Annotated in this window: 13 protein-coding genes; 9 read left to right on the top strand and 4 right to left on the bottom strand. The window is 59.0% G+C overall.

The window, feature by feature from the left end; translation table 11 throughout:
* Positions 1-9: 9 nt before the first annotated feature.
* Genes kdpB through kdpF form a run of 3 tightly spaced genes read right to left on the bottom strand, consistent with a single transcriptional unit; the run spans position 10 to position 3,847 of the window.
* Entirely contained in the window at positions 10-2,058 is a 2,049-nt protein-coding gene (gene kdpB, locus Q1L34_RS18830) for a potassium-transporting ATPase subunit KdpB (RefSeq protein ID WP_015584876.1), read from the bottom strand.
* A gap of 20 nt (positions 2,059-2,078) precedes the next feature.
* Positions 2,079-3,758 carry a potassium-transporting ATPase subunit KdpA gene (kdpA, locus tag Q1L34_RS18825; RefSeq protein ID WP_327204234.1) on the bottom strand — a complete coding sequence of 560 codons (1,680 nt, stop codon included), beginning with the start codon at positions 3,756-3,758 and terminating at the stop codon, positions 2,079-2,081.
* Entirely contained in the window at positions 3,758-3,847 is a 90-nt protein-coding gene (gene kdpF, locus Q1L34_RS18820; RefSeq protein WP_015584874.1) for a K(+)-transporting ATPase subunit F, read from the bottom strand. The genes kdpA and kdpF overlap by 1 nt, the downstream gene beginning before the upstream one ends.
* Before the next feature lie 308 nt (positions 3,848-4,155).
* Here kdpF and Q1L34_RS18815 point away from each other — a divergent pair, with 308 nt between their 5' ends.
* Both Q1L34_RS18815 and phrB read left to right on the top strand, forming a co-directional pair.
* Positions 4,156-4,362 (top strand): DUF2517 family protein, encoded by a 207-nt coding sequence (locus tag Q1L34_RS18815; protein ID WP_004859627.1) that lies wholly within the window; start codon positions 4,156-4,158, stop codon positions 4,360-4,362.
* Between the two features lie 188 nt (positions 4,363-4,550).
* The gene (gene phrB / locus Q1L34_RS18810; RefSeq protein ID WP_064359740.1) at positions 4,551-5,993 is read left to right on the top strand and encodes a deoxyribodipyrimidine photo-lyase; all 1,443 of its coding nucleotides are present in this window, start codon (positions 4,551-4,553) and stop codon (positions 5,991-5,993) included.
* Here the strand turns inward: phrB and dtpD are convergent.
* The gene (dtpD, locus tag Q1L34_RS18805) at positions 5,965-7,443 is read right to left on the bottom strand and encodes a dipeptide permease DtpD (RefSeq protein ID WP_004859642.1); all 1,479 of its coding nucleotides are present in this window, start codon (positions 7,441-7,443) and stop codon (positions 5,965-5,967) included. The genes phrB and dtpD overlap by 29 nt on opposite strands.
* Before the next feature lie 270 nt (positions 7,444-7,713).
* Here dtpD and Q1L34_RS18800 point away from each other — a divergent pair, with 270 nt between their 5' ends.
* The 7 genes from Q1L34_RS18800 to pcp all read left to right on the top strand — a co-directional run bounded on the left by Q1L34_RS18800 (position 7,714) and on the right by pcp (position 13,229).
* Positions 7,714-8,457 carry a type 2 GTP cyclohydrolase I gene (locus Q1L34_RS18800; protein WP_004859643.1) on the top strand — a complete coding sequence of 248 codons (744 nt, stop codon included), beginning with the start codon at positions 7,714-7,716 and terminating at the stop codon, positions 8,455-8,457.
* A 16-nt stretch (positions 8,458-8,473) separates the two neighbouring features.
* On the top strand, positions 8,474-9,130 hold the full coding sequence (pxpB, locus tag Q1L34_RS18795) for a 5-oxoprolinase subunit PxpB (protein WP_048024581.1): 657 nt from the start codon (positions 8,474-8,476) through the stop codon (positions 9,128-9,130).
* The gene (gene pxpC, locus Q1L34_RS18790) at positions 9,124-10,056 is read left to right on the top strand and encodes a 5-oxoprolinase subunit PxpC (protein ID WP_004859647.1); all 933 of its coding nucleotides are present in this window, start codon (positions 9,124-9,126) and stop codon (positions 10,054-10,056) included. The genes pxpB and pxpC overlap by 7 nt, the downstream gene beginning before the upstream one ends.
* Positions 10,046-10,792: a 5-oxoprolinase subunit PxpA gene (gene pxpA / locus Q1L34_RS18785; RefSeq protein WP_100663090.1), complete on the top strand. Its 747-nt coding sequence runs from the start codon at positions 10,046-10,048 to the stop codon at positions 10,790-10,792. The genes pxpC and pxpA overlap by 11 nt, the downstream gene beginning before the upstream one ends.
* A 62-nt stretch (positions 10,793-10,854) precedes the next feature.
* Positions 10,855-11,583: a DUF969 domain-containing protein gene (locus Q1L34_RS18780; RefSeq protein WP_004859651.1), complete on the top strand. Its 729-nt coding sequence runs from the start codon at positions 10,855-10,857 to the stop codon at positions 11,581-11,583.
* Complete coding sequence (locus Q1L34_RS18775; RefSeq protein ID WP_044349708.1) at positions 11,580-12,575, top strand: DUF979 domain-containing protein; 996 nt, start codon at positions 11,580-11,582, stop codon at positions 12,573-12,575. Before Q1L34_RS18780 ends, Q1L34_RS18775 begins: the two co-directional genes overlap by 4 nt.
* A 9-nt stretch (positions 12,576-12,584) precedes the next feature.
* Positions 12,585-13,229: a pyroglutamyl-peptidase I gene (gene pcp, locus Q1L34_RS18770; protein WP_015584869.1), complete on the top strand. Its 645-nt coding sequence runs from the start codon at positions 12,585-12,587 to the stop codon at positions 13,227-13,229.
* Position 13,230: the final 1 nt, after the last annotated feature.

Genomic DNA, 13,230 nt, shown 5'->3' with positions numbered 1-13,230 from the left:
GTATTTTCCTCACAGCAGCCCGGTCAGGGTCAGTAACAGATCGATAGCTTTAATACCGATAAACGGCACCAGCAGCCCACCCAGGCCATAGACCCACAGATTACGGCGCAGCATGGCCGAAGCCGACAGCGGGCGATAGCTCACGCCCTTCAGCGCCAGCGGGATCAGGAAGACGATAATCAGCGCGTTAAAGATAACCGCACTCAGAATCGCCGAGGCAGGCGAATGCAGGTGCATGACGTTGAGCATGGCCAGCTGCGGGTAAACGGCGGCAAAGGCGGCCGGAATAATGGCAAAGTACTTCGCCACGTCGTTGGCAATACTGAAGGTGGTCAACGACCCGCGGGTCATCAGCATCTGCTTACCGATGTGCACCACTTCGATCAGTTTGGTCGGGTTGGAGTCGAGGTCCACCATGTTGCCCGCCTCTTTTGCCGCCTGGGTACCGGAGTTCATCGCCACCGCGACATCGGCCTGAGCCAGCGCCGGGGCATCATTAGTACCGTCGCCGGTCATCGCCACCAGACGACCTTCGGACTGGTACTGACGGATCAGCGCCAGTTTGGCTTCCGGCGTCGCTTCGGCAAGGAAATCATCGACCCCCGCTTCAGCGGCAATCGCCGCTGCGGTGAGGCGGTTATCGCCGGTAATCATGACCGTTTTAATGCCCATCTTGCGCAGTTGAGCAAAGCGCTCCTTAATTCCGCCTTTAACGATATCTTTCAGCGAAATAACGCCCAGCACGTGTTTGCCTTCCGCGACCACCAGCGGTGTCGCCCCCTGGCGGGCAACATCTTCCACCTGTTTGTCGACGTCCGCCGGGAAGTGGCCGCCGTTGGCCTCGACATGGCGACGAATGGCGTCGACGGAGCCTTTGCGGATCATCCGCCGATCGATATTAATCCCGCTCATGCGCGTCTGGGCGGTGAAGGGGACGAAGGTCGCTTGCAGCGACTGCAGATCCCGCTCGCGCAGGTTAAAGCGCTGTTTTGCCAGTATCACGATGCTGCGACCTTCCGGCGTTTCATCGGCCAGAGATGAGAGCTGGGCGGCGTCGGCAAGGGTTTTTTCTTCTACGCCTTCCGCAGGTAAAAACGCGGAGGCCTGGCGGTTACCGAGGGTAATCGTCCCGGTTTTATCCAGCAGTAAGACGTCAACATCGCCGGCGGCTTCTACCGCGCGTCCGCTGGTGGCGATGACGTTGGCGCCCAGCATACGGCTCATTCCGGCGACGCCGATCGCCGAGAGCAGTCCGCCGATCGTGGTCGGAATCAGGCATACCAGCAGCGCCACCAGCACCGTCACGCTGACCGCATTGCCGCTCCAGGCGGAGAACGGCCAGATGGTGGCGGTGGCCAGCAGGAACACCAGCGTGAGGGCGATCAGCAGGATCGTCAGCGCAATTTCATTCGGCGTTTTGCGGCGCTGAGCGCCTTCGACCATGGCGATCATCCGATCAAGGAACGTTTCACCGGGGTTCACGCTACAGCGGATCACCAGCCAGTCAGAAAGAATGCGCGTCCCGCCGGTGACCGATGCAAAGTCGCCGCCGGATTCGCGGATCACCGGAGCGGATTCACCGGTGATGGCGCTTTCGTCCACCGAGGCGCCGCCTTCAATGACCTCCCCGTCGCAGGGAATAATATCGCCTGCTTCCACCAGCACCACATCGCCTTTGCGTAAGTCATCGGCCGGAATATGGTCGACAGGCGCGTCATGCTGCGGTGCGCGCAGCTTGCGAGCAAAAGCGGTTTTTTTCACCCCTTTCAGACTGTTGGCCTGCGCTTTGCTGCGGCCTTCAGCCATCGCTTCGGCGAAGTTGGCGAACAGTACGGTAAACCACAGCCAGATACTCACGGCGGCGGTAAAAGCGGCGCTGCCGGCGAGATGCCCGCTGGCCATCGCCACGGCCAGCAGTGTGGTTATCAGGCTACCCGTCCAGACGATGAACATCACCGGGTTGCGCCACTGCACCGTCGGGCTCAGTTTTTTCACTGCATCCAGCAGCGCCTGGCGCACCAGCGTCGGCTCGAGCAGGGCTAATTGTTTGCGACTCATAACAGGGTGCTCCGAATCACTTAAAGTAAGGAGAAGTGTTCCGCCAACGGGCCGAGCGCCAGGGCAGGAATAAAGGTCAGGGCGCCAACCAGCAGCACGGTACCGATCAGCAGACCGATAAACAGCACATCGTGGGTGGCAAGGGTGCCGGAACTGGTCGGCTGGATCTTTTTACTCACCAGAGAACCGGCGATAGCCATCACCGGCACGATGACCGCGAAACGACCGAACAGCATGCAAAACGCCAGCAGCAGGTTCCAGAATGGCGTTGCTGCGCCGAGGCCGGCGAAGGCGCTGCCGTTGTTATTGGCGGCGGAGGTGACGGCATACAGCACTTCGCTAAAGCCGTGCGGTCCCGGGTTAAACATCCCCGCGCGTCCGGCCTCGGTCATCATCGCCAGCGCGGTACCCAGCAGGACCAGAGTGGGCGTCACGAGGATGGCCAGGGCGATCATTTTCATTTCGCGCACATCGATCTTCTTGCCGAGATATTCCGGCGTCCGGCCGATCATCAGCCCGGCGATAAAGACCGCCAGCATGACGAACAGCAGCATGCCGTACAGCCCCGATCCCACGCCACCGAAGACCACTTCGCCGATCTGCATCAGCCACATCGGTACCATGCCGCCCAGCGCAGTGAAGGAGTCGTGCATGGCGTTGACCGCGCCGCAGGAGGCGGCGGTGGTGACAACCGCGAACAGGCTGCTGGCGAGAATGCCAAAGCGACTCTCTTTGCCTTCCATATTCAGGCTGCTGTCCGACCCCAGCTGCAGCAGGTGAGGGTTACCGTGGGTTTCTGCCCACATCACCACCGCGACGCAGACGATAAAGATCAGCGTCATGGCCCATAAAATCGCGTGTCCCTGGCGGCGATCGCCGACGACGTCGCCAAAGGCAAAGCACAGCGCGGCCGGGATCAAAAAGATCGCCAGCATTTGCACTATGTTGCTCAGCGCCGTCGGGTTTTCAAACGGGTGCGATGAGTTGGCGTTAAAGAACCCGCCGCCGTTAGTACCCAGCATTTTGATCGCTTCCTGCGAAGCGACCGGCCCCATTGGCAGCGACTGATGCACGCCTTCCAGCGTGGTGAAGGCCTGATACGGCAGAAAGTTTTGCGGCACGCCCTGCTGAATAAAGAACACGGCGATCAGCAGTGAAATCGGCAGCAGCAGCCATAGGGTAATGCGGGTGAGATCGACCCAGGCGTTGCCAAGGGTGCTGACCTGCTGACGCGACCAGGCGCGGGTGAAGGCAAAAATCACCGCGATGCCGGTTGCCGCCGACAGGAAGTTTTGCACCGTCAGACCAGCCATCTGGCTGAGGTAGCTCAGGGTACTTTCTCCGGCATAGGCCTGCCAGTTGGTGTTGCTGACGAAACTCACCGCCGTATTCAGCGCCAGATCCCATGAGAGGCCGGGAAGATGCTGAGGGTTGAGCGGCAGTGCGCCCTGAGACATCAGCAGGGCGAACAGCCCCACCAGCCCTACGCCATTAAACAGCAGAATGGCGAGCAGATACTGGCACCAGTTCATCTCCTGGGGACGAATCCCCGAGAGCCGCCAAATGCCGCGCTCAATGCCGGCAAGCACCGGCAGCGGGGTATCGTTGATCATTCTGGCCAGCAACGTCCCCGTCGGGCGAGCCAGCACCATCAGCAGCAGAAGAAAACTGGCGATAAGTAAAAATCCTTGTGCGGCCATCAGAATGCCTCCGCATTTATCAGGGCATAGACCAAATAGGCCAGCAACAGGAATACCAGCGCCACGCCAGCAATTACGCCTGCACTCACAATCCACCTCCGGGTGTTTTTACGATTTACCCGGAGGATAGAAATTCTGGTGCAAAGATTTTGCAAAAATCAGAACCGGCGGTGTAAAAAAAATATAAAAATCAGCAAAACCACAAATTAACCAATGATTAGTATTAATTTAACTTTTTTGTAACTCAATTACCGGATGAATGTAAATAAAGACGAAACGAGCTGTTTTTAGTGGTCGGATGAGTAGTAAAATTACATACAAAGCGGTATTATTTTAGCCAGAGATACATTGACACTTTACCGGCGTCGCTTGCCGGCCTGACTAAGGGAGAGAAATTATGGCGTTGTATAAAACTTATCCTGCTCACGTTGTCTTTTTACGTCGTGCTTTCGCCGTCGTGGCTGGCGTAGCAGCACTTCCGGTGATGCTGTTCTGGAAAGACCGGGCCCGCTATTACAGCTGGCTGCACCGCGTATGGGCAAAAACCAGCGAACAGCCGGTGTGGATGGCGCAGGCTGAAAAAGCCGCCGCTGACTTTTACTGATCGCGCCTCCCAGACTGCATAACCGCCGGTTCTCCGGCGGTTTTTTTTTGCCCGGTCAGACGACCTCTGCTTGCGCCTGCGTGCCTCCTGCAACACTCTATATCTGAATTTCCTGATGCTTCCCTCGCGGGCTACGTACCCGGCCGGGAGGTATCGAATCCATGAATGTTACTGATTGCAGGAGTTTTATGGCCACTCATCTGGTTTGGTTTCGCGCTGACCTACGTATCCATGACAACCTGGCGCTTGCCGCCGCCTGTCGCGATCCGCATGCCCGCGTGCTGGCGCTGTTTATCGCCACGCCGGGCCAGTGGCATCAGCACGGTATGGCGCCGCGGCAGGCGGCATTTATCGTCCGCCATCTGCGTAGCCTGCAGTCAGCTCTTGCCGAGCGAGGAATTGCGTTGCAGGTGGCGGAGGCGGAGGATTTTTCGGCCAGCGTCCAGCTGCTGGCTGACTATTGCGCGCAGCAGCAGGTCAGCCACCTGTTTTATAACTACCAGTACGAAATCAACGAGCGTCAGCGCGATGCGGCGGTGGAAAAGCGGCTGAGCGGCGTGGTATGTCACGGGTTTGACGATGCGCTTTTACTGTCCCCAGGCAGCGTGCTGACCGGGAATCACGAAATGTATAAGGTGTTTACGCCCTTTAAAAATGCCTTTCTCCGTCGACTGCGCGAGGCGCTGCCGGAGTGCGTGGCCGCACCGACGGTACGTGGTCACGGCCCCCTGACGCCAGCGCCGCTGCCGGAGATCCGCTATCCGCAGGAGGCTTTTGATCCCCACCTTTTTGCCGACGATGAGAAAACGGCTATCGCCCGACTGCGCCGTTTCTGCCAGCAAAAAGCCGCAGATTATGACCAGCAGCGTGATTTCCCCGCCAGGGAAGGCACCAGCCGGCTGTCGCCATGTCTGGCCGTAGGCGTTCTTTCCCCGCGCCAGTGCCTGCATCGACTGCTGGCTGAGCAGCCGGCGGCGCTCGACGGTGAAGCAGGCTCCGTCTGGCTAAACGAACTGATCTGGCGGGAGTTTTACCGACATTTGATGGTGTTCTACCCGGACTTATGCAAAGGTCGCCCGTTCATTGCCTGGACCGATAACGTGACATGGCGTGACGATGTGCAAGGATTAGAGGCGTGGCAAGCCGGGAAAACGGGTTTTCCGATCGTCGATGCCGCGATGCGCCAGCTCAATGCCACGGGCTGGATGCATAACCGGCTGCGGATGATTACCGCCAGTTTTCTGGTCAAGGACCTGCGTATCGACTGGCGCGCGGGCGAGCGCTATTTTATCAACCAGCTGATTGATGGCGACCTGGCGGCGAATAACGGCGGGTGGCAGTGGGCAGCGTCGACAGGCACCGACGCCGCCCCTTATTTTCGTATATTTAATCCGACCACCCAGGGAGAGAAGTTCGATAAGGCCGGGACATTTATTCGGCAGTGGCTGCCAGAGCTGGCCGATGTCCCTGATAACGCGCTGCATCAGCCGTGGATCTGGGCCGATAAACAGAGGGTGAGCCTGAACTATCCGCGTCCGCTGGTCGATCACAAGCAGGCGCGACTGGAGACGTTGGCGGCCTGGGAGGCCGCCAGTAAAAGCCTTACTCCACGGCCAGGGCGCGGGTCCTGACCCGCAGGGCGTGATACAGCCAGATTATCAGCACCAGGCCGACACAGGCTAAAGCCCCCCAGGTGATTTGGCTGAACACGTTGATATAGGCATCAATGGCGTAGCTGGTCGCACCGGCTTCATCGAACGCACCCTGTGCTGTCTGGTCGGCAATCACGCCGGCCAGATAGTTGGCGATGGCGCCGGAGAGCAGCATATAGATGCCGGTCAGCACGCCGGTCACGCCGGGGATTTCGATACGGGTGATTTGCGACATCGCCACCGGGTCGATAAACAGTTCGGCAAAGCCCATTACCGCGAGGCCCAGTACCATCAGCGGCATCGACGATTGTCCGTAGGCGGCCGACCAGCGTGCGCTCAGGGTCAGAATGCAGAAGCCGGCGCTCATTAGCCCCAGACCCAGCGCAAATTTACCCCAGATCCGCACGGTACGGTTGCCGTTGATATTCTCTTTCACCAGCCAGGCCAGCACCATTCCGCAGAGCATGACCGCAAAGGCGTTCACCGACTGGAACATCGCGGTCGGGACCTCATAACTCATGATATGCCGGTTCACGAAGCGGTCGATATACAGGCTGATGGAGCTGCCGCCCTGCTGAGCGAAAGCCCAGAACAGCAGGCTGAATCCGGTCAGGACGATAATGAGTCGCAGGTCTCGACGCTGTTTGGCCGTCTCTGCCCGCCGATAAATTCTGGCCAGTACCACCAGGCCGACAATCGTCGCCACGATCAGCGCATAGACCGACCACTCCTGCCAGAACAGCACGGTGATCAGCAGCGGGGCCACGATCAGCAGAACCAGCAGCCAGCCCCAGTTGGGCAGCATAAAGCGGCGCGCGCAGAGCGCCTGGCGATTGACGCCCGAGGTGTGACGGAAATGGCGACTGCCGCAGAGGAAAATCACCAGTCCGGCAATCATCCCGACGGCGGCGAGGGCGAAGCCCATGGCCCAGCTGTACTCTTCCTGCACATATCCGCAGGCGATGGGGGCGACGATCGAGCCGATATTCCCCGCCGCATACATCAGCGAGAAGCCGCCATCGCGGCGTGGATCGGTGGGTTCGTACAGCTCTCCCAACAGGCAGCTGACGTTGGATTTAAACAATCCGTAGCCGCAGACGATGATGGCGAGCGACAGATAGAGGAAGGTTGGCGCAATTTCGCTGGCACCCAACACCAAATGGCCAATGGCCATCAACAACGCGCCGAGCATCACCGCCATTCGGTTGCCGAGGAGCTTATCGGCCAGGAAACCGCCGAGAATCGGCGTGACGTAGACCAGAGAGCAGTATGCGCTGAAGAGGGCGTAGGCGTGGCTATCGTCGTACTTAAGCTGATTGGTGAGATACAAAATCAGCAGCGCCCGCATCCCGTAAAAACTGAAGTATTCCCAAATTTGCAGCGCGACGACGTAATAGATTGCGCGCGGTTGCGATGATTGTCTGTTCATGTAACGCCTGGTTCCTGCCGTAAAACGAAAGTCGATCTTTCTGCATGAATAGCGGTTTAGCAGTGTTATTCATGGCCTTAAAGGCTTTCTGGTTATTTAATATGCTTTTATAATGCATAAATATACACGAATGCATCACGGGGTGGGTAGACAAATTGCGGGATTAAGCTAAAAGTCAAACGAGCGTCTCTCACGCAGAGGCTATCGACGATCTACGCGGATACCGCTATGTTATGCCTGTGCACAAAATGATGACCTGATGGAGCGGCAATGAAAAATAGCGAACTGGAACAACTGATTAACGAAAAGCTCAATAGCGCGACATTCAGCGACTACGCGCCAAATGGCCTTCAGGTGGAAGGGCGTGAGACGGTGCAAAAAATTGTCACCGGCGTCACCGCCAGCCAGGCGCTGTTGGACGAGGCCGTGCGCCTGCAGGCAGATGCGGTGATCGTCCATCATGGTTATTTCTGGAAAGGTGAATCGCCGGTGATTCGCGGCATTAAGCGCCAGCGCCTGAAGACGCTGCTGGCAAATGATATCAACCTCTATGGCTGGCATCTGCCGCTGGATGCCCACCCGGAGCTGGGGAATAACGTCCAGCTGGCGCAGCTGCTGGGGATCACCGTCATGGGGGAAATTGAGCCGCTGGTCCCGTGGGGAGAGCTGTCGATGCCGGTTTCCGGGCTGGAGCTGGCTTCGTGGATTGAGGCGCGCCTGGGGCGCAAGCCGCTGTGGTGCGGTGATACCGGGCCAGATAAAGTGGCCCGTGTCGCCTGGTGTACCGGCGGCGGCCAGAGCTTTATTGACAGCGCCGCTCGCTTTGGCGTCGATGCGTTTATTACCGGCGAAGTCTCGGAGCAAACTGTCCACTCCGCGCGCGAGCAGTCCCTGCATTTTTATGCTGCCGGACACCATGCCACCGAACGCGGCGGTATTCGCGCGTTGAGCGAATGGCTGACGGAAAATACCGATCTGGATGTGACCTTTATTGATATTCCCAACCCGGCCTGATGAGAGAGAAAGAAAAGTGCAGCGAGCGCGTTGTTACATGTTAGGCGAAACCGCCGTGGTTCTGGAGCTCGAACCCCCGGTCACGCTGGAAAGTCAAAAGCGTATCTGGCGCCTGGCTCAGAGACTGGCGGATCACGAAGAGGTCCTGGATGCGATACCGGGGATGAACAATATTACCGTGGTCCTGCGCCATCCGCAGGAGATGGCATGGGATGCGATTGAGCAGTTGCAGCGCTGGTGGGAGGAGAGCGAGGCGCTTGAGCCACAGTCGCGGCTGATGACCATTCCGGTTATCTACGGCGGCGAAGACGGCCCCGACCTGGCGAATGTGGCGCTTCACAGCGGGTTGACTGAACAGCAGGTTGTCGAACTGCACGCCTCCGTCGAGTACGTGGTGTGGTTTCTTGGTTTCCAGCCGGGATTTCCTTATCTCGGCGGACTGCCGGAGCGTTTAGCTATGCCGCGACATGCGGAACCGCGTCTGCGGGTCCCCGCCGGCTCTGTCGGCATCGGCGGCGCGCAAACCGGCGTGTATCCGCTGGCGACTCCGGGTGGATGGCAGCTGCTGGGCCGTACGCCGCTGGCGCTCTTTGATCCCACGCGTCAGGAGCCCGTGCTGCTGCGTTCCGGCGATCGAGTCCGCTTTGTGCCGCAAAAGGAGGGGGTATGTTGAAGATGATCCGCGCCGGAATGTACTCTTCGGTACAGGATGGCGGACGTGAAGGACAGCGACAGTCGGGGATCAGTCTCTGCGGTGCGCTGGATAAACCCTCGCTGGTGATTGCTAACCTGCTGGTCGGCAACGCGGGAAATGCTGCCGCGCTGGAGATTACGCTCGGCCAGGTGGATATTCAGTTTGAACGTGACTGCTGGTTTGCGCTGACCGGTGCCGCCTGTGAAGCAATGCTGGACGGCGAGCCGGTATGGGTCGGCTGGCGAATGGCGGCGAAGGCCGGGCAGCATCTGGTGCTTAAAACCCCGCAGTATGGGATCCGCAGCTATCTGGCGGTAGCCGGGGGCATTGACGTTCCGGAGGTGCTCGGTTCGCGCTGTACCGATCTGAAAGTCGGCATTGGCGGCCTTGAAGGGCGACGCCTGCAGGATGGCGATCGGCTGAAGCTGGGAAAAGCGTCCCGACGATTCAGTACGTCGCGGGGCGTTAAGTCACTGCCGATCGGCAATCGCATCCGCGCGTTGCCGGGGCCGGAGTACCATGAATTTGATCGGGCCTCGCAAGGGGCGTTCTGGCGTTCCCCCTGGCAGCTTAGCGCCCAGAGCAACCGGATGGGATATCGTCTGCAGGGCCAACCGCTTACGCGCACCACCCATCGCGAAATGTTTTCGCACGGCCTGCTGCCGGGGGTGGTACAGGTTCCGCATAACGGTCAGCCGATTGTCTTGATGAACGATGCGCAGACCACCGGCGGCTATCCGCGAATCGCCTGCATTATCGACGCTGATATGTACCAGCTGGCGCAAATTCCGCTAGGCCAGCCGATTCATTTTGTTCCGTGCACGCTGGAAGAGGCGTTGAAAGCACGTGCGGATCAGCAGCGCTATCTGGAACAACTGGCATGGAGACTGAGCGATGATCATTGATTTAAATGCCGATCTGGGGGAAGGCTGTGCGAGCGATAGCGCGTTGTTACAGCTGGTCTCCTCCGCCAATATCGCCTGCGGTTTTCATGCCGGCGATGCGTTACTGATGCATAAATGCGTGCGCGAGGCGTTGAAAAACGGCGTGGCCGTCGGGGCGCATCCCAGCTTTCCCGATCGGGATAATTTTGGCCGCACCGCAATGCAGCTGCCGCCGGAGACGGTCTATGCCCAGATGCTGTATCAGATTGGTGCGCTGGCGGCGATCGTGCGCGCGGAAGGCGGCGAACTGAAGCACGTGAAGCCGCACGGTATGCTCTACAACCAGGCGGCAAAAGAGGCGCCGCTGGCCGATGCGATTGCCCGGGCTGTGCGAGATTTCGATCCTGCGCTGATCCTGGTCGGGCTGGCCGGCAGCGAATTAATTCGCGCCGGACAACATTACAAGTTGGTCACGCGGCAGGAGGTCTTTGCCGATCGCGGGTACCTGGCTGACGGTAGCCTGGTGCCGCGTTCACAGCCCGGGGCACTTATCGACAGCGAAGAGCAGGCGTTGGCGCAGACCCTGGAAATGGTGCAGCATAATCGGGTACGCAGTCTCACCGGTGAATGGGCGCATGTTATCGCTGACACCGTGTGTCTTCACGGTGACGGTGAACATGCGCTGGATTTTGCGCGCCGTTTGCGTGCGGCTTTTGCCGGACGCAATATTCAGGTCAGCGCGGAAACAGAAGAATAAAACAATAATTATTAAGGCATTACAGCACTCACAACAACACTCACAACTAACAGGACGTTATCATGGGAGAAGCGATATCTCTCTGGCCGCTGATCGGCATTGCCGTGATTGTGGTCGGATTTGTTTTGCGTTTTAATCCGGTTTTAGTGGTCATTATCTCTGGAATTGTTACCGGCGTGGCGGCGCAAATGCCCATCGCCACCATTCTGGAAAAGCTGGGGGAGGGGTTTCTTAACACCCGCAACCTGCCATTTATTCTCTTGCTGCCGCTGGCGGTCATTGGGCTACTTGAACGGCATGGCCTGAAAGAGCGCGCCCAGGCGTGGATCGCGAAGATCCACAGCGCCACCGCCGGACGTCTGCTGATCGTCTACCTGTTCGTGCGCGAAGCGACGGCTGCGCTGGGGTTAACCAGCCTGGGGGGCCATCCGCAAATGGTGCGTCCGCTGCTGGCGCCGATGGCGGAAGGGGCGGCGGAAAAAACGTTAGGTCCGCTTCCCGGCAGCATTCGCTATCGCTTACGCGCGATGTCGGCGGCGACGGACAACGTCGGCCTGTTCTTTGGCGAAGACATTTTCGTCGCCTTCGGCGCCATCATCTTTATGCACAACTTTATGCTGGAGTCCGGTGGGATCCAGACCGAACCGTTGCATATTGCCCTGTGGGGGATCCCGACGGCGATTTGCGCCTTCGCGATCCATTCCGCGCGTCTGTGGCGACTCGATCGTCACCTGCAGCGCGAGCTGGATAAACTGAACGCCGCCGCACAGGCGAAAGGCGGTGTCGCATGAATTTTCAACAAACCTGGCTCTACTGGCTGGCGGGTGTCGTTCTGCTGGTGGTCGCGGTCATGTCATGGCGCGACAAAAGCAACCCTCGTCGCCTGACCACCGGCCTGTTCTGGGGGCTGTACGGTCTGCTGTTCCTGCTTGGCGACTGGACTTATCAGCTGGTAGACGACAAGCGCTCGGTCAATATTGCCGTCGGCGTTGCCGTCGTGGCGCTGGCGCTGATCGCCGGTTTTGGCGGTGTCAGGCTGGGTAGCTATCACCAGCGCACCGAGGAAGAGCGAACCGCCAGCGCGACCCGCCTGGGTAACCGACTGTTTTATCCGGCGCTGGCTATTCCGGTTGTCACGGTGATCGGGGTGCTGCTGTTTAATAACCTGCCATCGTGGCAAGTCCGGGTGTTTGGCCCGGGTAATCATGCCACGCTGATTACGCTGTTTTCGATGACCGCCGGGACGCTGATCGGCCTGATGATGGCGATTCGCATGACCCGGGAAAAGGTCGCGCAGCCGCTGCAGGAGGCGCGTCGTCTGCTGGATTCGGTAGGCTGGGCGTTTATTTTGCCGCAGATCCTGGCGGTGCTGGGGCTGCTGTTTACCACTGCCGGAGTGGGTAACAGTATTGCCTGGCTCACCGAGCATTATCTGGCGGTGGACAGCCGCTTTGTCGCTGTGGCGGTCTACACCATCGGCATGGCGCTGCTGACGATGGTCATGGGCAATGCGTTTGCCGCCTTCCCGATTGTCACGGCAGGGATTGGTATTCCGATTCTGGTGCTTCAGCACGGCGGTAATCCGGCGGTGATGGCGGCGATCGGTATGTTCTCCGGCTACTGCGGCACCCTGATGACGCCGATGGCGGCAAACTTCAACATCGTGCCGGCGGCGCTGCTGGAACTGCCGGATAAAAATGCGGTGATTAAGGCTCAGATTCCGACCGGCGTACTGCTGCTGATCGTCAACGTATTTCTACTCTATTTCCTGATGTTCCTGTAAGGAGGAAAGATGGCGGGCGTATTAATCACCGGGTTTGAACCCTTTGGCGGTGAGGCGGTGAACCCTTCATGGGAAGTGGTGAAGCAGCTTGATGGCGCGATGGTGGCCGGTGAGCGCGTGGTCGCGCGACAGCTGCCCTGTGTATTTGGTGAGGCCCTGACGGCGCTGTATGCGGCGCTGGATGAGCATCAACCGGTGTTAACGATAGCGGTCGGGCAGGCGGGTGGTCGTGTCGATATTACCGTCGAACGTGTCGCGATAAACGTCGATGATGCGCGTATTCCCGATAATAAAGGCCAGCAGCCGGTTGACGTGCCGGTAGTGGCCGACGGTCCGGCGGCCTGGTTCAGCAGCCTGCCGGTGAAAGCAATTGTCGCGGCGCTGCGCGAGCAGGGCATACCGGCATCGGTGTCGCAAACGGCGGGGACATTCGTCTGCAACCATGTGATGTATGGTCTGCTGCATGCATTAAACGGGCGAAGCGGGGCAAAAGGCGGCTTTATCCATATTCCGTACCTCCCGGAGCAGGCGGCCGCCCATCCGGGTGAGGCGAGTATGGCGGTACAAACGGTCCGTGCGGCGCTGGAGACGGCGATTGCCGTCTCCCTGCGCCAGGAGGGGGATGTGAAAATTGTCGGCGGTGCGACGCACTAAC

Origin of the sequence: Klebsiella ornithinolytica (assembly GCF_030505655.1) — a bacterium.
Classification (GTDB): domain Bacteria; phylum Pseudomonadota; class Gammaproteobacteria; order Enterobacterales; family Enterobacteriaceae; genus Klebsiella; species Klebsiella ornithinolytica.
This window is presented reverse-complemented; position numbering and strand designations above follow the sequence as displayed.